The 19,558-nt window shown below is 53.0% G+C and carries 15 protein-coding genes and 1 rRNA gene; 15 read left to right on the top strand and 1 reads right to left on the bottom strand.

From position 1 onward, the window contains the following. Positions 1 to 566: 566 nt before the first annotated feature. The 14 genes from glyQ (at position 567) to ACE99V_RS18275 (ending at position 18,567) form a co-directional block, all read left to right on the top strand. Positions 567 to 1,466 (top strand): glycine--tRNA ligase subunit alpha, encoded by a 900-nt coding sequence (glyQ, locus tag ACE99V_RS18340; protein WP_400492692.1) that lies wholly within the window; start codon positions 567 to 569, stop codon positions 1,464 to 1,466. Further along, positions 1,463 to 3,541: a glycine--tRNA ligase subunit beta gene (glyS, locus tag ACE99V_RS18335; RefSeq protein ID WP_400492690.1), complete on the top strand. Its 2,079-nt coding sequence runs from the start codon at positions 1,463 to 1,465 to the stop codon at positions 3,539 to 3,541. The genes glyQ and glyS overlap by 4 nt, the downstream gene beginning before the upstream one ends. Positions 3,542 to 3,662: 121 nt before the next feature. Continuing rightward, positions 3,663 to 4,301 (top strand): transcriptional regulator CcpN, encoded by a 639-nt coding sequence (gene ccpN / locus ACE99V_RS18330; protein WP_400492689.1) that lies wholly within the window; start codon positions 3,663 to 3,665, stop codon positions 4,299 to 4,301. Positions 4,302 to 4,318: 17 nt separating this feature from the next. Then, on the top strand, positions 4,319 to 5,155 hold the full coding sequence (locus tag ACE99V_RS18325; protein ID WP_400492688.1) for a pyruvate, water dikinase regulatory protein: 837 nt from the start codon (positions 4,319 to 4,321) through the stop codon (positions 5,153 to 5,155). A gap of 192 nt (positions 5,156 to 5,347) precedes the next feature. Next, the gene (gene dnaG / locus ACE99V_RS18320; protein ID WP_400492687.1) at positions 5,348 to 7,198 is read left to right on the top strand and encodes a DNA primase; all 1,851 of its coding nucleotides are present in this window, start codon (positions 5,348 to 5,350) and stop codon (positions 7,196 to 7,198) included. Positions 7,199 to 7,232: 34 nt separating this feature from the next. Further along, positions 7,233 to 8,351 carry an RNA polymerase sigma factor RpoD gene (rpoD, locus tag ACE99V_RS18315; protein ID WP_400492686.1) on the top strand — a complete coding sequence of 373 codons (1,119 nt, stop codon included), beginning with the start codon at positions 7,233 to 7,235 and terminating at the stop codon, positions 8,349 to 8,351. A 71-nt stretch (positions 8,352 to 8,422) separates the two neighbouring features. Then, positions 8,423 to 9,367, top strand: coding sequence for a hypothetical protein (locus tag ACE99V_RS18310; protein ID WP_400492685.1), 945 nt, complete (start codon positions 8,423 to 8,425; stop codon positions 9,365 to 9,367). 155 nt (positions 9,368 to 9,522) lie between these two features. After that, the gene (locus tag ACE99V_RS18305; RefSeq protein ID WP_400492684.1) at positions 9,523 to 10,665 is read left to right on the top strand and encodes an acyl-CoA dehydrogenase; all 1,143 of its coding nucleotides are present in this window, start codon (positions 9,523 to 9,525) and stop codon (positions 10,663 to 10,665) included. 289 nt (positions 10,666 to 10,954) lie between these two features. Next, on the top strand, positions 10,955 to 11,689 hold the full coding sequence (locus ACE99V_RS18300; RefSeq protein WP_400492683.1) for a tRNA (adenine(22)-N(1))-methyltransferase: 735 nt from the start codon (positions 10,955 to 10,957) through the stop codon (positions 11,687 to 11,689). Continuing rightward, positions 11,665 to 12,780, top strand: a complete 1,116-nt coding sequence (locus ACE99V_RS18295; protein ID WP_400492682.1) for a Nif3-like dinuclear metal center hexameric protein — start codon at positions 11,665 to 11,667, stop codon at positions 12,778 to 12,780. Before ACE99V_RS18300 ends, ACE99V_RS18295 begins: the two co-directional genes overlap by 25 nt. Positions 12,781 to 12,794: 14 nt before the next feature. After that, the gene (locus ACE99V_RS18290; RefSeq protein ID WP_400492681.1) at positions 12,795 to 13,292 is read left to right on the top strand and encodes a C4-type zinc ribbon domain-containing protein; all 498 of its coding nucleotides are present in this window, start codon (positions 12,795 to 12,797) and stop codon (positions 13,290 to 13,292) included. Positions 13,293 to 13,456: 164 nt separating this feature from the next. Beyond that, the gene (locus tag ACE99V_RS18285) at positions 13,457 to 15,463 is read left to right on the top strand and encodes a tetratricopeptide repeat protein (RefSeq protein ID WP_400492680.1); all 2,007 of its coding nucleotides are present in this window, start codon (positions 13,457 to 13,459) and stop codon (positions 15,461 to 15,463) included. After that, entirely contained in the window at positions 15,460 to 16,959 is a 1,500-nt protein-coding gene (locus tag ACE99V_RS18280) for a S41 family peptidase (RefSeq protein WP_400492679.1), read from the top strand. The genes ACE99V_RS18285 and ACE99V_RS18280 overlap by 4 nt, the downstream gene beginning before the upstream one ends. A 129-nt stretch (positions 16,960 to 17,088) precedes the next feature. Continuing rightward, positions 17,089 to 18,567 (top strand): alkaline phosphatase family protein, encoded by a 1,479-nt coding sequence (locus ACE99V_RS18275; protein WP_400492678.1) that lies wholly within the window; start codon positions 17,089 to 17,091, stop codon positions 18,565 to 18,567. On the opposite strand, the gene ACE99V_RS18270 is transcribed toward ACE99V_RS18275, so the two are convergent. Further along, positions 18,527 to 19,210, bottom strand: coding sequence for an endonuclease/exonuclease/phosphatase family protein (locus ACE99V_RS18270; RefSeq protein ID WP_400492677.1), 684 nt, complete (start codon positions 19,208 to 19,210; stop codon positions 18,527 to 18,529). The two genes, ACE99V_RS18275 and ACE99V_RS18270, sit on opposite strands and share 41 nt — an antisense overlap. 273 nt (positions 19,211 to 19,483) lie before the next feature. On the opposite strand from ACE99V_RS18270, the gene ACE99V_RS18265 reads away from it, so the two are divergent. After that, a 16S ribosomal RNA gene (locus ACE99V_RS18265) occupies positions 19,484 to 19,558 on the top strand; the annotation flags it as partial.

Genomic DNA, 19,558 nt, shown 5'->3' with positions numbered 1-19,558 from the left:
CAATGTGATTATCTCCTGTCCCATGGTGACATTTTCATAGAACAGTTACACAGTGACAATATCACAGAACAATAACAGACTATGTGAGAGAGGAATTGACATCCGTATTTCTTTTCGTTATGATAAGGAACAAACTTGATATGTTGCTGTGATGGAAAGGAGTAGTTGACCGCTGGCTTTATCATGGTGAATTCAAAAAGGAGGACAAACAGGGCCAAGCAGTTCTAGGCGCCGCCGTCACGAGCAGCGGAACGTGGTTATCTACGTGAGCAGCGGAGTGACAAGGCAACGGCGAAATGCGAAGGCAATGTTTCCCGGACTTATTGAATATCCATAGTAGCGAACCGGGGAGGGTGCAAGCCCGGTAGTCACGTCAATGAACGGCATTCCGGAGCAACGAAGCGTTGGAAGTGGGCGAGACGCCAATTACGGCTGTTTCGTCAAGTAGGGTGGAACCGCGGGAATCCTCTCGTCCCTACACTGTTGAACAGGCAGTGTAGATCGAGAGGTTTTTTTGTTTATTCATTAACCCTTGTTGGTATTTCATTAGGAGGTGGAAGAAAACCATGAAAATGACGTTTCAAGACATCATTTTGACATTGCAAAACTTTTGGGCCAAGCAAAACTGTTTGATTGTCCAACCCTACGACGTGGAAAAAGGGGCCGGAACGCTGAACCCGATGACGTTCCTGCGAAGCATCGGGCCGGAACCGTGGAATGTGGCGTACGTTGAGCCATCCCGCCGACCTGCCGATGGACGTTACGGGGAAAACCCGAACCGTTTGTATCAGCACCATCAATTCCAGGTAATTATGAAGCCGTCGCCTGACAACATCCAGGAGATCTATCTGGACAGCCTGCGCCAGCTCGGGATTGAGCCTTTGGATCACGACATCCGCTTTGTCGAAGACAACTGGGAGCACCCGGGGCTTGGCGCCTGGGGACTTGGCTGGGAGGTGTGGCTGGACGGGATGGAGATCACCCAGTTCACGTACTTTCAGCAGGTAGGGGGATTGGAGTGCAAGCCGGTGGCCGTGGAAATCACCTACGGTCTGGAGCGGCTCGCCTCCTACATTCAGGAGAAGGAAAACGTGTTCGACCTGGAGTGGGTAAACGGCTACACTTACGGCGACGTGTTCCTGCAGCCGGAGTACGAGCATTCCAAGTACACGTTTGAACTGTCCGACGTGGACATGCTGTTCAACCTGTTCAATACCTACGAAGCCGAAGCGAAACGCCTGATGAAGGAACACTTGGTATTCCCGGCGTACGACTACGTGCTGAAGTGCTCCCATACGTTCAACCTGCTGGATGCCCGCGGCGCAATCAGCGTAACAGAACGGACCGGATACATCGCACGCGTGCGCAATCTGTCCCGGGAAGTGGCGCAAACCTACTACGCGGAACGCGAACGCCTCGGCTTCCCGATGCTGAAGAAGCACGATGAAGGGAGAGAACGCGCATGAGTAAGCGTGACTTGCTGTTGGAAATCGGTACGGAAGAGATGCCTGCCCGTTTTGTCGCCGGAGCGGCTGCGCAGCTGAAGGAAAAAGTGGAAAAGTGGCTACAGACGGAGCGCATCCCGTTTGAACAGATCACATCCTACGAAACTCCACGCCGCCTCGCTGTTTACGTGACCGGCGTTGCCGAGAAGCAGCCTGACCGTGACGAGGAAGCAAAGGGACCTGCCCGCAAAATCGCTCAGGACGAAACCGGCGCCTGGTCCAAAGCGGCGCAGGGATTTGCCCGCAGCAAAGGCGTAGAGGTGGAGCAGCTCTACTTCAAAGAGGTAAATGGCGTTGAATACGTCTTCGCCCGCAAAAGCGAAGCCGGGAAAGAGACGCTCCAGCTCCTTCCTGCTCTGGCTGACGTCATCGCCGGCATGAACTTTCCGAAAAACATGCGCTGGGGAGCGTATGAACTGAAATACGTTCGGCCGATTCGCTGGCTGGTGGCCCTGTTCGGACAGGATGTGGTCGATATGGAGATCGCCGGAGTGAAAACAGGACGCATAACCCGCGGTCACCGCTTCCTCGGGACCGAAGTCACGCTGCAAAACCCGCATGACTATGCGACGCTTTTGGGCGAGCAGTTCGTTATGGTTGATCCACAAGAGCGGCGCGCATCGATCGTGGAGCAGATCAAGCAGCTGGAAAGCGAAAAAGGCTGGCGTATCCCGATCGATGAAGGGCTTCTGGACGAAGTGGTGCACCTGGTAGAATATCCTACCGTTCTGTTTGGTACATTTGAAAAAGAGTTCTTGTCCATCCCGAAAGAAGTGCTGGTTACCTCCATGCGGGAGCATCAGCGGTACTTCCCGGTGGAAAACGCAGAGGGCGAGCTCTTGAACCATTTCGTTACCGTTCGAAACGGCGACAGCCGCGCCCTTGAAAACGTGGCCAGAGGGAACGAAAAAGTACTGCGGGCCCGCCTGTCCGACGCCCGTTTCTTTTACGAGGAAGACCAAAGGCTGTCGATTGATCACTGCCTGAAGCGGCTCGAGTCGATCGTGTTCCATGAAGAGCTCGGCTCCGTCGGCGATAAAGTGCGGCGCAACCGAAAAAATGCCGCTCGTCTGGCGCAACTGCTCGGCTTGAGCGATAAAGAAGCGCAGCAGATTGATCGCGTCGCAGAGATCGCCAAGTTTGACCTGGTGACCAACATGGTTGGCGAATTCCCGGAACTGCAGGGGATCATGGGCGAAGATTACGCGCGCAAGGCAGGCGAGAGCGAAGCGGTTGCCCGCGGCGTATTTGAGCATTACCTGCCCCGTTTTTCCGGGGATCAGCTGCCTGAATCCGCAGCGGGTGCCGTAGTCAGCATTGCCGATAAACTTGACACCATCGTCGGCTTTTTCTCCATAGGCATCATCCCGACCGGCTCTCAGGATCCGTACGGTCTGCGCCGTATGGCCGCAGGCATCGTCAGCGTCCTCTTGAACCGCGGATGGAAGATCTCCCTGACCACGCTGTGGGAGTTGGCTCTCAATACCTACGCGGAGCAAGGAGTGCAGAAGCGCTCTCTTGACGAAGTGAAAAAAGACCTTGCCGACTTCTTCGTGCTCCGCCTGAAAAACGTGCTGCAGGAAGAGCAAATCCGCTACGACGTCATCGACGCGGTACTGGCCGCAGACATCGCGTTGGTGCCGGACCTGTTGAACAAGGCAAAAGCTCTGATGGAAGCAGTCAAGTCTGACGACTTCAAGCTGACCGTCGAGCAGTTCAACCGCGTAAACAACCTGGCACAAAAAGCCCAGAGCGATGGGATCGATGAAAACCTGTTTGCCGAAGAGGTGGAGAGGAAACTGTATCAGGCGTACCTGTCCGTCCGGCATGAAGTGTCCAGTCTGCAGGAGCAGGAGGACCAGACCAAGGTGCTGGCCACGTTGTCCAGCCTGCGAGAACCGATCAAGGCGTTTTTCGACAGTGTGATGGTCATGGCCGATGACCAGGCAATCCGTCAAAACCGCCTGGGCCTGCTGCTGCGACTGTCCCGTCTGATCTACTCGTTTGCCGACTTCTCCAAGATCGTTTTTGCGTAAATGAATACCATGCGCCTCCGTACGGCAACTGCGGAGGCGTACATTTTTGCCGCACCAAAGGAGGAAAATACGGAAAAAAGGAGTAATACTAGGGATAGTAAAGAGATAGAACCGGTGGTGATTGGTCATCGAGCTTACCAAGCGACAAGAGCAGATATTACAGATTGTAAAGGATGAAGGGCCGATTACTGGCGAACAGATTGCCGAGCGGTTGAACCTGACCCGTGCGACGCTGCGCCCCGACCTTTCCATCCTGACGATGTCAGGTTATCTGGATGCGAGACCCCGCGTCGGTTACTTTTATGCAGGCAGACCTGCCGGCTCGGTCATGAGTGAGCGGCTGCACAAGCTTCTCGTCAACGAATACAAGGCAATGCCCATCGTCGTCCAGGAGTCGGCGTCCGTGTACGACGCGATCGTTACGCTTTTTCTGGAGGACGTCGGAACCCTTTTCGTCGTCAATCAAAAAGGCTTTCTCGCCGGAGTGGTTTCCCGCAAGGATTTGCTTCGCGCCTCGCTCGGCAACAAAGCACTGGAAGACGTACCGGTCAGCATCATCATGACACGCATGCCCAACATCGTAACCTGTGGGCCGGAAGAGACTCTCTACGCCGCGGCAAAGAAGTTGATTGACTTTCAGATTGACTCCCTGCCGGTGGTGAGAGTCAGTGAAAGCGACAGCCGCCAGTATGAACTGCTGGGACGGGTGACAAAGACTACGATTGCCAAGGCATTTGTCGAATTGGGCAACGAACCGTAAGCATAGGAGGAGAAGCGATGCAAATCAACCAACACGGACAAAACATCTACGTGGTCTCGGACTCCATCGGCGAGACGGCCGAACTTGTCGTTCGCGCAGTCGCCAGTCAGTTTGACCCGTTTCTTATTGACGTGCAGAAATACCCGTATATAGAGGACAAGGAATCGATTGACGAGATCATCGCTTCGGCGAAAGAATCAAAGGCGATGATTGTGTTCACCCTGGTCATTCCGGAATTGAAAACCTATATCCTCGAGCAGGCTGCACTCCACAACATCCCGATCGTCGATGTGATGGGACCGCTCCTGAACACCCTGCAAAACCTCCTGAAGGTGCCGCCCACCTGCAAGCCGGGGCTCGTCCGTCGTTTGGACGAAGAGTATTTTCGCAAAGTGGATGCCATTGAGTTTGCCGTCAAGTACGACGATGGCCGGGATCCGCGTGGACTGCTTCGCGCCGATGTGGTATTGATTGGCGTTTCACGCACGTCGAAGACGCCGCTCTCCATGTACCTGGCGAACAAGAGGTTGAAGGTGGCTAATGTGCCGATCGTGCCTGAGGTGGATCCTCCGGAGGAGCTGTTCCAGCTTCCGCCGGAACGCTGCATCGGTCTTACCATTAATCCCGAGCAGCTCAACGGCATCCGTACCGAGCGTCTGAAGGCTTTGGGTTTGACAGCGCAGGCCAACTACGCGAACCTCGACCGAATCAATGAAGAATTGGCCTACTCGCAAAAAATCATGGAGCGGCTTGGCTGTCCGGTCATTGATGTATCCAACAAAGCGGTGGAGGAAACGGCGAACATTATTCTGGAAATGATTCGGAAAAACAACTTGCGAAAAGAGAAGAAATAGGTCTAAAGAAGGATATTCCCGCTTTTTGTAGAAGAACAGTAGAACAGCGCGGCGAGCCTGTGTCAAACCGGCCGTTTATCGTCCGCGCAAATGTGGAAAAGTAGAAAAGAAGGAAAGATCCAAGAAGGATTTTGACGAATTTTGACGAACTAAATATCTTCATTGCACGATTCTCCCTAAAGGTGGAAAAACATGGCTGGTCCCACTTCAGCAGAATTTGTGAACCAAGTCCGTTCCGCAGTGGATATTGTGGACGTGATCGGAGAATACGTACAACTGAAGAAAAGCGGGCGAGCATTTTTAGGCCTTTGCCCCTTTCATTCAGAGAAGACGCCATCCTTTAACGTAAATGCGGAACGTCAATTTTTTCATTGCTTTGGCTGTGGTGAGGGTGGAGATGTCTTTTCCTTTTTAATGAAAATGGAGCAGCTGACATTTCCGGAGGCTTTGCACAAACTGGCGGAACGTGCAGGCATTGCGCTGCCGCAGCCGCAAAAAGAGGAAGAGCCTCCCGAGCAGACAGCCAAGCAGGTCATGCTCAAAGCGCATGAGTTTGTCGCGCAAGTGTACCACTACATGCTCACGAAGACGCCGTACGGAACAGAGGCGATGAAATATCTGCAAAAGCGGGGGCTCTCTGCACAGACAATCGCCGAGTTTCAAATTGGATTTGCTCCCGATTCGTGGGATTTTGTCACACAGTTGCTGCAAAAACGCGGCTTTCCTCAAGACCTGATGGTGGAAGCGGGGCTGCTCGCCAAAAGCGACAGCGGCAGGATCTTTGATCGCTTTCGCGGTCGCTTGATGTTTCCCATTCACAACACGCAGGGAGGCGTCATTGGTTTCGGCGGACGTTCGTTGGACGGTTCTATGCCCAAGTATATGAACAGTCCGGAAAGTCCCCTCTTCAGCAAGAGTTCCACCCTATTCAACCTGCACCGTGCTCGGCCGTTTATTCGCAAGCGCAAGCAAGCGATTTTGCTTGAGGGCTATGTGGATGTCGTGTCGGCCTGGCAAGCGGGTTTTCAACAGGGAGTGGCTACACTGGGGACGGCTTTGACGGAGCAGCAGGCAAAGATGCTTCGACGCAACGTCGACTCCGTGGTCGTCTGTTACGACGGAGATGTAGCCGGACAGGAAGCCACGGCAAAAGCCATTCACGTATTGCAGCAGGCGGGCTGCACCGTCCGCATCGCTCCGCTGCCGCAGGGAACCGATCCGGATGACTTTATCCGGCAGCACGGCGCAGAGGCATTTTCCCAGCAGGTGCTGCTGCAAGCCATGCCGGTAACTGCGTTTCGCTTGAAACATTTGCGCTCCCGGCACGTAATACATGACGAGGATGATCGGGCTCGGTTCATCAAAGAAGCCTTAGCCGTCATCTCCGAATTGGACAGCGCGGTAGAACGGGATTTGTACGAACGGCAGCTGGCCGAAGACTTTTCGATTTCGCTGGACGCGTTAAAGCTGGAGGCGCGAAGAGTCTACAAGCAGCAAAAAAGTAACAGTCAAAGGGATAAAGTGGCGCCAGCATGGAATAATAGTATAAATAATGGCAAATTTACGCTTACCAAAACGCTGGCACCCGCTTCGCACACGGCAGAGCGTATGTTGCTTTACTACATGATGCGGAATCATGAGATTGCCAATCGCGTGCAGCAAGAATGCAAGGCCAGTTTCCAGGTGGACGAACACGATGCGCTGGCTGCCTACCTGTACGCTTACTATGCGGAGGGAAACCCCGAAGACCCTGGACGATTTATCCATTACCTGGAAGATGAAAAATTAAAGCAATTAGCCTCGGGATTGGCCATGATGGAGTGTAAGGAAGACGTATCTGATCAGGAGATCGGTGACTACATCAGACAAGTGAATAACTACCCAAAGCGCGCCGAGTTGGAACGATTGCGTGAAGAGTATAAGGCGTTGTTTTTACAGAGGGCGAATGCCGAAACTGAAGAAGAGCGCAAACAATTGAAGGATCGGGCTTCTATCGTAGGGATGAGGATTCTTGAATTGGAAAATGCTTTAAAGGAAGGGTAGCATCAGATCATTCCCGGGGAAGGAGGGATAGTAGATGAACAAACAAAACATCACTTCAGATATGGAAGCGACGTCCATAGAGCAAGTGAAGGAACAGCTGGTTGAACTAGGCAAAAAGCGCGGAGCACTTACGTATAAAGAAATTATCGATCGACTCTCCGGCTTTGAACAGGATTCGGACCAGATGGATGAGTTTTTCGAATACCTGAGCGATCAGGGAATTGAATTGAACAACGAAAGCGATGAAGACGTCGATGATTTGATGATAAAGGATGAGGACTCCGAGGAATTTGACTTCGATGATCTCTCTGTGCCGCCCGGAATCAAAATCAACGACCCTGTCCGTATGTACCTGAAGGAAATCGGTCGTGTTCCTCTACTTTCCGCAGAAGAGGAGATCAAGCTGGCACAACGGATTGAGCAGGGAGACGAAGAGGCAAAACGGCGCCTGGCTGAAGCCAACCTGCGGCTGGTGGTGTCCATTGCAAAACGCTATGTAGGACGCGGCATGCTCTTTCTCGACCTGATTCAAGAAGGCAACATGGGTTTGATCAAGGCCGTTGAAAAGTTCGATTACCGTAAAGGATACAAGTTCAGTACCTATGCCACCTGGTGGATTCGCCAGGCGATTACGCGGGCGATTGCGGACCAGGCTCGTACCATCCGGATTCCCGTGCATATGGTGGAAACGATCAACAAGCTGATCCGCGTTTCCCGTCAACTGCTGCAAGAGCTCGGTCGTGAACCGCTGCCGGAAGAGATTGCGGAAAAGATGGATTTGACCCCGGAAAAAGTCCGCGAGATTATGAAAATTGCACAAGAGCCGGTGTCGCTGGAGACGCCGATCGGGGAAGAAGACGATTCTCATCTCGGAGACTTCATTGAAGACCAGGATGCGCTGGAACCGTCCGACGCCGCTGCGTACGAACTTCTCAAGGAACAACTGGAGGACGTTTTGGATACATTGACGGACAGGGAAGAAAACGTGCTTCGCTTGCGGTTCGGTCTGGACGATGGACGCACTCGCACGCTGGAGGAAGTCGGAAAAGTGTTTGGGGTTACGCGGGAGCGTATTCGCCAAATCGAAGCGAAGGCACTCCGGAAGCTGCGTCATCCGAGTCGCAGCAAACGCTTAAAAGATTTCCTGGAATAACCGATATAGGTAGTAAGTGGCCTACGTTAGACACGGCGTAGGCTTTTCTTTTTCATAAGGAGGATAAACGCTTGGACGACCAGCGGAGACGAATCATCGTTGCAGAGATCGAAAACTGGCGAAAAAATCATTTGCTGCCTGAACATTACTGCATTTTCCTGTTAAATCTTTATACCGAAGGGGATCGTCCGAACACGCAGGTGTCTGCTGGCAAAAAAGAAGACAGAGGGATGTTTCGCTCTTCGGGTTTTATAGGCGGCAGCGGTTCGGCCGCACCCACAGGAACAACGGGAGCAGCGGCAGTTTACGCGACGGCGCAAGACACGAGCAGCGGTTACGCCGTTTCCTGGAAAATGATCTTCGCCTGGCTGCTTGGAGCCTGTTTTTTCGCAGGAAACATTTTGCTTGCTTTTCATTTTAACCGTTTTACCACTTTAATGCAAATTGCCATCTTTTCCTGTTTTGCCCTCTTTTGCTATCTATTATCATTCGTTTTTCGCCGCCGATCGGCACCGCTTACTCATGTTTCCTTGGCCGTTACGTTTCTCATTCTTTTGCTGGGCGGCTTTCATGTAACGGATCAGTTGAACGCCTCACATACCGCCATCCTGTTGTATCTGACAGCGGTTTGTCTCTTCTGGTGCGCGAACGGGTTTGTCTTCGGCTATTCGTATCTGTTATACTGCGGTTTTATCGGTCTGGCCTTGATGTATGGCGTGGCTACAGTTGATCGCGTAGGCGACAACTACAGCTGGTGGATGGCGGAGCTGTACTGGGTTCCCATCGCCTGCCTGTTGATGGGCACAGGGTTTCTTTTGCACAGTCGCAACCAGCAGGTGGCGGGGGTGCTGGCGGTTTGCGGGATCATCTATTTTTTCGGGTCTGAGATTCAATCCTTGTACATTACGGAAGCGAAGCGCGATATCATTCAAATCCTGCTGTTTGGAAAAGTGTTTGCCAGCTCCATTCTGTTCTTTGTCACCCGCAGCTTCTGGTTTCAGTGGCTGCGATTGTAACAGGCTCCTCTCGCAGGAGCCTGTATTCGTTTTTGAATCAACACCATGAGCAGTGGCCAGCTGCAAAAAATTTACACATGAGCAGGAAGGATCGTGTATAATGATTGATAAGGAAACTGAGCAAACGCTCGGTCAGAATGGGGGCAGGAGAGGCGATGTATTTTGATTTGACAGAAGAACAACGCATGATCAAAAAGATGATTCGCGAATTCGCTGACGAGGTAGTGGCTCCGGGAGCGGATGAACGCGACAAGACCAAACAATTCCCTGTTGAAATTTATAAGCAAATGGCAAAATTGAATTTGCTTGGCTTGCCGTTCTCTGAAGAGTACGGCGGCGGGGGGGCGGACTATATCAGCTTCGCCATTGTGGTGGAAGAACTGAGCCGCGCATGCGGATCTGCCGGGATCACCTATTCTGCTCATATTTCTCTGGGAGGTGCGCCGCTTTCCCTGTTTGGAACGGAAGAACAAAAGCGAAAATACTTAAGTCAGATTTGTTCCGGTGAAAGCATGGGGGCCTTTGGCCTGACCGAGCCCAATGCCGGATCCGACGCGGGCGGTACCCGGACAACTGCAGTGAAGCAGGGGGACGAGTGGGTAATCAACGGCTCCAAGTGCTTTATTACCAATGCGTCCTATGCCAAATTTCTCGCGCTGACCGCGGTTACAGACAAGGAACAGGGAACGAAGGGCATCACTGCCTTTATCGTTCCGACAGACGCGCCTGGCTTCACGGTTATCGACAACTACGAGAAACTGGGCCTAAACAGCTCCAATACGACAGAACTGGTGATGGACGGTGTTCGGGTACCCGATGAAAATATCCTGGGCAAGATGGGCGAAGGGTTCAAGCAGTTTTTGATTACGCTTGACGGCGGTCGCATCGGCATTGGTGCCATGGCGGTAGGCATTGCTCAGGCAGCTTACGACAAAGCGCTGCAGTACGCCAGGGAACGGCAGGCATTCGGTCATTCGATCTCGAAGTTCCAGGCGATCCAGCACAAACTTGCAGACATGGCGATGCAGATCGAGCTCGCGCGCAACATGGTGCACAAGGCAGCCTGGCTGAAGGATAACGGCCGCAAGTTTACCAAGGAAGCGGCGATGGCAAAGCTGTACGCATCGGAAGTGGCAATGGCGGCCACCCACCAAGCCATTCAGATTCACGGCGGTTACGGCTACATGCGCGAGTATCAGGTGGAACGCTTTTTCCGCGACGCTCGCCTCTTGGAAATCGGCGAGGGTACTTCGGAGATCCTGCGCAACGTGATTGCTCGTGAAATCGGCTGCTCCTAAAGTCACATCGAAAACGTAACCATCATTCTTCGCCAAATAGCGATCAAAACCTGAGCGGCAGCGCCCGTATCAGGTTTTTTTGGGGGGGCCCAGCCGACACCAGCGTTAGCTTAAGTCGGCTGGGTTTTCTTAACGTATAAGAATTTATAAATTTGGACATCCCATACAGCCGCTAGAAAAGTGTTCGGGGCCCCGCCCGGCGAAGCGTTAGCTCATGCCGGGTGGGTTATTTTACTGCCTTTTTCCGGACAAATAGGGTAGAATAGACACAATGGAAGGTGAAAGATACATGATAGCATTGATGATCTCCAAACGGTTGCAGACGATTGCGCAATACTGTCCAAAGGGGTCAAGAGTCGCCGATATCGGATCGGATCATGCTCTGTTGGCATCCTATCTGCTTGTTTCGGGTATTGCATCCTATGTGATCGCGGGTGAGCTAAACGAAGGACCCTACCAGGCTGCCCGCAGACAAATACATACACTGCAGGCGCGTGACCGCGCGTCCGTGCGCAAAGGAAACGGTTTGGCTGTTCTCGCTCCAGGCGAGGCAGAGGTGATTTGCATTGCCGGCATGGGGGGGCAGCTGATCGTCTCCATCCTCACAGAGGGAAAAGAAAAATTGCCGGGGGTTCGACGTCTCATTCTCCAGCCGAATGTAGGAGAAGAGCTCGTCAGACGCTGGCTGATCGACAACGGCTGGCAGTTGACTCACGAGACGATTCTGGAAGAAGACCAGATTATCTATGAAATCCTGGTGGCAGAGCCGGGCGATCCGTTGGTTCCCTACCGGGACAAAGACAAAACCACGGAAGAGCTGATTCGAATCGGTCCGTTACTCTGGACGGAGAAATCGCCGGTGCTCCGTCGAAAATGGGAGCGTGAGCGGGACAAATGGCTGAACGTGCTTGCGCAGGTAAAGCGCTCTGACCGGCCGGAAACAGCTCAGCGGGTAAAAGAGATTGAAGCAGAGTTGGCATGGATGAATGAGGTGATACGATGCTTGCACACGGACAGACGGTAATTCAATACGTAGAACAACTGGCGCCGAAAGCACTGGCGATGGAAGGCGACAAGATCGGCTTGCACGTGGGTACGCTGCAAAAACCGGTAAAAAAGGTCATGATCGCGCTCGACGTGCTGGAATCCGTGGTCGATGAAGCAATTGAACAAGGGGTGGATCTGATCGTCGCTCACCACGCTGTCATCTATCGGCCGTTGAAACACCTGCGGACAGATATGGCGGCTGGGCGCCTGTACGAAAAGCTGATCAGGCACGACATCGCAGTCTACACAGCCCACACCAACCTTGATGTAGCTGTTGGCGGAATGAATGACTGGTTGGCGGAGACAATCGGACTGACAGACGTGGACGTGTTGGACGTCACCTACCAGGATGCGTGGAAAAAGCTGGTTGTCTACGTGCCGTTGAGCCACCGTGACGCCGTGTTTCAGGCGGTTTCCGAAGCGGGAGCCGGATGGGTCGGCAACTACAGTCACTGCTCTTTTCAAATGACGGGTACAGGTACGTTTTGCCCTCGTGAGGGAACCAATCCGCATATCGGAACTCAGGGCAAATTGGAGCGGGTGGAAGAGGTCCGTTTGGAAACGGTCATGCCGGCGTCCAAGCAGTCCGCTGTCCTTAGAGCGATGAAGTCTGCCCATCCTTATGAAGAAGTGGCGTACGACATCATCCCGCTGGATATGCCGGGGACCGGGCTTGGGATTGGCCGTATCGGAAAGCTTCCGCAGGCAATGAAGCTGCGGGAATTGGCCCTCTTGGTCAAGGAAAAGTTTCAACTGCAAGGGCTGCGCGTGGTCGGAGAACTTGATGCCACCGTCAAAAAGGTAGCAGTGGTAGGGGGCGACGGCAGTTCGTTCGTCAGCAAGGCCGCATTCCGCGGAGCGGACGTGTTTATCACGGGTGACATCGGGTATCACACGGCCCACGATGCACAGGCGGACGGGCTCTCGATCATAGACGCGGGTCACAACATCGAAAAAGTCATGAAGGAAAAGCTGGCCATCTATCTGTCGGAGAGGTTGCAACAGAACGGATATCAAACGGAAGTGGTCGCCTCCAGCGTGCATACTGATCCGTTTCAATTTGTGTAGGGAGCGTGCAGGGGATGTTGCCGGCGAAACGACTGTTGCTGTGGCACCAGGCCAAAGAGGCGAAAAAACGCGCGGAAGCGGAGCTTGACAGCCTTGAAAGGGAAAAGCGGGAGTGGCAGAAAAAGCTGGAGTCGCTGGAACAATCTCTGGCTTCCCTGGCTGCCCCTGCTTCTTTGGACGATGAAATTGCCAGACTGTTGCGCGAACAGGACCTATGGGCTGCACGCAAGGATTGGGAACGATTTATCACCGCCTGTCAGGAGCGGGAAACAGCTCTCATGGAAGAAATCCATCGACTGCAGTTTGAGATTTGGAAGTGGGAGCAGGAGTTGGACGATTCTCTCCTAAACGAGTATCACCGCATTGCCGAACGGGCCGCCCATCCGATTGTGGAGGTTCGAAACCAATCGTGCATGGGTTGTTTTTTACCGCTGCCACTTGGCAAGATCAGCGAGTGGCGTAGGGGAAAAGGCTTGGTAACCTGTGACGAATGCGGCAGGATTCTCGTCTAGACCCCATATAAGTGGGTGTTTAAAAAGGAGGACAAACAGGGCCAAGGTCGGCTAAAAGCGCCAACGTCCTGTTGGCAACGTCGACACTGGGACATCCTGTGCGGCGCAACGAAGAGATGCGCTGGCAATACCTCTATAAGCATGCACCGGCAAGGAGGAGTTTTGTGCAAAACATCATACGCCATGTTACGTGCGGACTGGTCGTTTGCGGGCTGTTGCTGCCCGCATTCGCCCACGCCGAGGAGTCCCGGCTCCCCTACCTCGACATCGGAAAACACTGGGCCAAACAATCGATCATCCGCAGTGTTCAGGCAGGCTTGTTTGCTGCCGGTGGCCAGGTCCAGCACTTTTATCCGGAACGCGAGATGACCCGGGCCGAATTTCTCACCTTGCTGGACCGCCTCTTCTTTGAGGGACAAAGCCAGCTGTACCCGTTGACCTTTTTGTCTGAGCATGACGAGTACGTCCGGGGAGAGGGGCTGGACCAACCCTATCTGCCGTACACCGACGTGGACCGATTGACGTGGATGTACGGATCGATTTTACGCTCCTCCATCGTGCTTGACCGACTGTACGGCCCGCAAGCCATCCAGCAGGTATTCCCTGGAAGCCGGCTGAATCCGCAACAGCCCATTACCCGGGGGGAAGCAGCCCGTTTGCTGCAGATGTTTACACTCGCCGGGAAAGACCAGCAAGCATGGGAGGCGGTAACGGACTGGGGGTGGCTTAACGGGAAGCAGACGGATCGCTTGAAGCGCGGTGAGGCGGCCGTCATGACTGACAAGCTGTATCGCTTCCTGCAGGAAGACGTTATTCTCCCGCTTCTGGATTACGACGGCACAAAATTTCCGACGGTTCCGCAGATTCGGGAAATGTTCCCGCTGTTTGCCGTCTATGCCCACAACCCGACAAAGGAAGAGCAGTCTTACATCGAGATCGTGGAAGCCATCCGCAATCACGATGACGACGAGCAGACCTTCGTCGATTTGAAAAAGCTGGCGCAAAGCTCCTTTCCCAATCAAATTGGCGTTCATTATTACCTGAGCTGGGATCCGAATACCGAATTGACGGAAAATCTGGAAGAAGCTTTTGCTGCGATAGACGCCTATTTTGCCGACAAGATTGTTCTTCCGGACACACTTCGTCTGCTCGCAGCCAATGTGTACGATATCTCTCTGCAACTCGAAAGCGATGATCCAACCATCTATGAGAAGACGCTTGAACGTATGCTTGCCTTTGAGAAAAAAATGAAGCAAGGTTCAAAAGAGTGGCAATCGTTGGCTTTCTATCTTGGCGCCCTCGAGATAAAGTCTGGCAAGCATGAACAAGCGCTTGCCCGTTACCGATCGTTTGCAGATCAACAGCCGGTGGCGCTCTTGAACGCCGTCTACTGCCTGGTCCATGCGGATCGCCTGCAGGAGGCGGAAGAGCTGCTGGCCGCCGTCAAACCGTCCAGGCAAAAGGAGCAGCTGACCCTTTTGCGAAATGTGTTGATCCAGGAACTGGCTACCTTGCAAAACCAATCTACCGTCATCAGTGATTTAGCCTACACGATTGGCCGTATGGAAACCCTCCCTTCCTTTAAGGTGAAAGGCGAGTCGATCCTGAGCGGATATCTGTTCAAGTACACCCAGGAGGTAGATCAGCGGGAGCGTGTCAGCTACACGACCGGGTTTTACCACGCACCAAACAAGCTGGTGCCCGACAAGCTGGAGATGTATTCGGACGATCGCAATCAGGTGCAATATCTCCATGAATTTGACCGAAACGAATGGACGAGGACGGGCACGGGTACGATCGACTACATGCACGAATGGGTGGAAGGCAAAAGCATTTACGAACGGGCAGCGCAACTGCATGCCCGATACTACAAACAGTCTTTCGGAGCGTATGACGTGATTACGGAGTGGATTCCGGGGGCAGCCCTGAGGGAACAAGCAAAAGAACTGGATTTGGGAAAAGGCAGCGTAAAACAAATCCCGGTTTACATGAACAAATACTACATTGACAGAGAAACGGACATGCTTGTGCAAAAGGTCTGGAGGTACGAGGAAATCTATGATTCCCAGGAATACATCGCTTATGTCGGCAAGGAATCATTCGGCGATTGGGACAGAATCAAGGTGCGCATTCCTGAGACAGTGGTGAAAGGGGCGATTCCGACACCATGAAAAGATTGTGTTCGATCGTACTCGCTCTTTGTCTGTTGCTTGGCGTCGCTCCCGTTCATGCCGATCTCCAAACAAAGCCGTTTGCAGAGGTGGGGGAAGTATATCGTAACGTGCTGGAAAACCATTTAAGCAGACCGGAAGCAAGGCAGCTGGTACAAGGAGCGCTTCAGCACGTCAGCCAACAGGCGGCGGAGCAAACGCTTCAGCTTTCCGTACCTGCGGATGACGATACGTTACCCGAGTTGGAGAAGCGGCTGACAGAGTGGCAATCTCGCTACAACCTGGACGGGAAGACATTAAACCGGTGGGCGATCAACGGTATGCTGGGTACGTTAAAGGATCCTCACACAGCCTTTTTCACGAAGGAAGAGCTGAATCGCTTCCAGGCGGGTGTCGAAAATGAGTTCGTCGGCTTCGGATTCCGCCTGCGTATGCAAGGGGGCACTTTGATGATTCGGGAGCTGATCCCGCAGTCTCCAGCAGCAGCCTCGGACCTGCAAAAAGGTGACCAGCTGCTCGCCGTGGACGGACTTTCCTTAAAGGGAAAGAGCTTTGAAGAAGCTTACGCCTTGCTCAAGGGAGAAGAAGGCAGCGAGGCTGTGCTGACCGTTTACAGACCGTCCCAAAAACAAGAGAGGCAGATCAGATTAAAGCGAGCGTTTCTGTCCATTCCCGAAGTGGAAGGGGATCGTTTTGCGGGCAGCGACATTGGCTACATCCATTTGGAGACGTTTGGCTCGGACGCAGCCTACCAGCTTCGCGACAAACTGACCGAATTTTCCCAAGCGGGCAAACCGTTGCGAGGTTTACTCCTCGATCTGCGCGACAACGGGGGCGGCTACTTGACTGCGGCACGGGACATTGCCGGTCTGTTTATGGAAGAGGGACTGTTGATGATAACGACCAACCGCAACGGTGTTGAGCTTGAGACCTGGGTGCGCAACGGACGTGATATCACCTACCCGGTCCGCATTCTCGTCAATGAAGGAACGGCATCGGCGTCGGAGCTTTTGGCCGGAGCTTTGCGCGACCATGGCATCGCCAAACTGATCGGCACCAAGACGTATGGCAAGGGCAGTGCCCAGCAGGTCATCCCATTGCTGGACGGGGACGCACTGAAAATTACCCTGCAGGAATACTTCACGCCGAAACACACGACAGTCAACCACGTAGGTCTGACCCCGGACCTAACGGTAGAAGAACATTTGTCGCAGGTAGTGGAAGGGCTCCGCTCGCTCGGGGTGAACTCTTTTGAACTGAGGGAAGGGAACGGCGATACATTCGTAAATGGGGTAGCTTTTCCCGTTATCGAACCGTTGTTTAAACGGGAACAGGGAGGCATTGCGGTGCGTGCTGCTGTTCTCGCTACTCTGCTGCGCGACAAGGAAATCGGTAACCAAGGGTACGTTCCTTTGGCGCCATACCTCCAGAAGAACAAGCAGCTCTCCATTCTTCAAGAGAATGGTGACATGGTTCTCCGTTTTCAATCCCCATAGCGTGATTCGGAAGTCCTTGCTTGTGTATATGCGAGCGGGGGCTTTCCTGTTTTTCAGACGAATAGATGGGGGGATATCGACAACACTAACTTGTACGAAATCTAACGACGGTACAAGGAAGGCAGCCTGATGAAAAAAGTACTTCTCTTCCTGATTGACTCCATGATGCCACAAGTGCTGGAACGGTGCATCGCTCTGAAGAAAGCTCCGGGACTGCAGTTCTTTATGGAACGAGGACAGTACATTCCCGACTGTGTCACCGTGTTTCCCACGATGACGGCGTCCATCGACTGCTCGCTGGTTACGGGCGTCTATCCCGACCAGCATCAGGTACCCGGTCTTGTCTGGTACGATCCGGAGACGAAAGAAATCGTCAACTATATAAACGGCGCAGCGCAAGTTTTAAAGATCGGTCTTGAACAGTGTGCAACCAACGTACTGTTCGACTTGAACGAACGACATCTCAGCAAAGAGGTGAAAACCATCCACGAAGAACTGGAAGAGAGTGGATTGGTGTCTGGTTCCATCAATGTGATCGCCCATCGAGGCCATAAACGTCATAAAGTTCAACTGCCTGTGGCGTTACAGGCAGCGACCCGCTTTAAGCGGCAAGTAAAAGTGAGCGGCCCTACCATTATGAGCTTGGGTACACTGGTGAAGCCGGACATTTTTCGTCCAATTACCTGGAACTGGTCCCAGACCTTGCAGTCCAGTTACGGGATTAACGATGCGTATGCAATTGATGTGCTGATTGAGGTGGTAAGGAGCGGTAAGCAGCCCGACTTTTCCTTAGTCTACCTGCCTGACAATGACCACAAACTTCACCGTTCGCCCGGAGAAGCAGTTGAGCATCTGGCCGAAGTGGATCAGCAGCTTGTCCGCTTTTTAAACAGCTACGCTTCCTGGGAAGAGGTCCTGGAGCAAAACGTTTGCCTGTTTATCAGCGATCACGGGCAAACGGTAATTGGAGACTCACAGGAGCACAACATTCCCCTTGAAGAATTGCTGAACGAATTCTCCATTCACCGGCTGGGGACCGAGGTATCGAAGGAGCACGATGTCGTCATTTGCAACAACGAGCGAATGGCGTACCTGTACCCTGTGCACGAGGAGAAAATGACCGCATTGATCTCTGCGCTTGTCAAAGAGAAACGGATCGATCTGATTGCATGGAAAGAAGGAGCAAAGATTGCGGTGAGAAAAGGGGGGACAGAACAGACGCTGCGCTTTTGGAAGGGGAGGAGCTATCGGGACCCATACGGCGCAGACTGGGATGCGGAGGGTGATTTTCAAGTACTGGGGGTCCATCTCAACGACCGCGAACTTACATTTGATGCGTATCCGGATGCATTCTCCCGCCTGTACGGGGCTTTGTTTTCCCAGAAGGCAGCAGTTGTCGCCATTACCGCCGCCCCCGGTTTTGAATTCATCTCCGAGAGTGCTCCAACACATCTCGGCGGAGGCAGTCACGGTTCCCTGCACAAACAGGACTCACTCATTCCGCTTTTGGTAGCAGGCACTGCTCGGCTGTTCCCCACTCCTGCTCGCCTGATTGACGTGAAGTCGTTCATTCTGCAGGAACTTGCCGTTCAGACAGTTCCAGTGTAGCAGCCAACGGCACGTGATCGGACCAACGTACGTCGATCAACTGATAGGTACCGACCCGCCAATGTCGTGAGGCGAATAGATAATCGATGCGGCGGCGAAACGAGGGAAGAGTTGGCAGCAGATGATTGCAGGTGATCCTGGCGCAGTCTGTGAGAATCGGCTGAAATGAAGCTGACGTCGTATTGAAGTCACCGACGAGGATCAGCGGATGATTTTGCTGCTTCTTGGCCAGGGTCATCAACATATCTATCTGTTCGAGACGGCTGACCTGGTTCAAACTCAAATGCGTAACCCAGGTGTCAAACTCCGTTCCCTTCCACAGGAGCGTTGATTGAAGCAGGCATCGCTTTTCCTTTTTGGCAGGGAGGGAGAGAGTGCGGGAGCGAAGGATCGGAAGACGGGTTAACAGTGCATTGCCGTATGTGCCGTCGGCAATGCGAATCGACGGCGCAAAGATGGAGTGATACTGCAGCGCACCTGCCAGATAATCGGCTTGGTAGCCGTACTTGCTGTTTTGGTGCACTTCCTGCAGACCGATCACGTCCGCCTGCAATTCACCCAGGGTTCGGGCCATCTGCTGCAAGCGATTTCGCCAAAACAGGTCTCTGCCGCTGTGGATGTTGTAGCTGACGATGCGAAGCATGCTTTTCCTCCGCTTTCTGGAATCAATCATGTCTTAGTATGGTCAATGATTCCAGTTGCCTACTCGTACAATCGTATGATAGATTCTCTTTCGGTGAATACCTGTAAATTATCTATAATTTCCTGTTGCATTATGTTTTAGCCTATGCTATATTAAAAAACGTCGCCTCTGATCTAGGTAACTGCGAAATGAAAGGAATAGTTCCTTGAAAACCAGATAGAATCAACATGTCATTCAAGCTTGTGTTTAACTTGAAGTCAGTTTCAACAAACTTTATTGGAGAGTTTGATCCTGGCTCAGGACGAACGCTGGCGGCGTGCCTAATACATGCAAGTCGAGCGAGTCCCT

Source organism: Brevibacillus soli (assembly GCF_044759095.2).
Taxonomy (GTDB): Bacteria; Bacillota; Bacilli; order Brevibacillales; family Brevibacillaceae; genus JBIYSM02.
Note: the sequence above shows the minus strand (reverse complement) of the source record. Positions and strands in the feature narration are given on the sequence as shown.

What these genes read in the sequence shown, in the direction of transcription:
- glyQ (WP_400492692.1), top strand. Translation starts at nt 567, where the DNA reads ATGAAAATGACGTTTCAAGACATCATTTTGACATTGCAAAACTTTTGG.
- glyS (WP_400492690.1), top strand. Translation starts at nt 1,463, where the DNA reads ATGAGTAAGCGTGACTTGCTGTTGGAAATCGGTACGGAAGAGATGCCT.
- ACE99V_RS18325 (WP_400492688.1), top strand. Translation starts at nt 4,319, where the DNA reads ATGCAAATCAACCAACACGGACAAAACATCTACGTGGTCTCGGACTCC.
- dnaG (WP_400492687.1), top strand. Translation starts at nt 5,348, where the DNA reads ATGGCTGGTCCCACTTCAGCAGAATTTGTGAACCAAGTCCGTTCCGCA.
- rpoD (WP_400492686.1), top strand. Translation starts at nt 7,233, where the DNA reads ATGAACAAACAAAACATCACTTCAGATATGGAAGCGACGTCCATAGAG.
- ACE99V_RS18305 (WP_400492684.1), top strand. Translation starts at nt 9,523, where the DNA reads ATGTATTTTGATTTGACAGAAGAACAACGCATGATCAAAAAGATGATT.
- ACE99V_RS18300 (WP_400492683.1), top strand. Translation starts at nt 10,955, where the DNA reads ATGATAGCATTGATGATCTCCAAACGGTTGCAGACGATTGCGCAATAC.
- ACE99V_RS18295 (WP_400492682.1), top strand. Translation starts at nt 11,665, where the DNA reads ATGCTTGCACACGGACAGACGGTAATTCAATACGTAGAACAACTGGCG.
- ACE99V_RS18290 (WP_400492681.1), top strand. Translation starts at nt 12,795, where the DNA reads ATGTTGCCGGCGAAACGACTGTTGCTGTGGCACCAGGCCAAAGAGGCG.
- ACE99V_RS18280 (WP_400492679.1), top strand. Translation starts at nt 15,460, where the DNA reads ATGAAAAGATTGTGTTCGATCGTACTCGCTCTTTGTCTGTTGCTTGGC.
- ACE99V_RS18275 (WP_400492678.1), top strand. Translation starts at nt 17,089, where the DNA reads ATGAAAAAAGTACTTCTCTTCCTGATTGACTCCATGATGCCACAAGTG.
- ACE99V_RS18270 (WP_400492677.1), bottom strand. Translation starts at nt 19,210, where the DNA reads ATGCTTCGCATCGTCAGCTACAACATCCACAGCGGCAGAGACCTGTTT.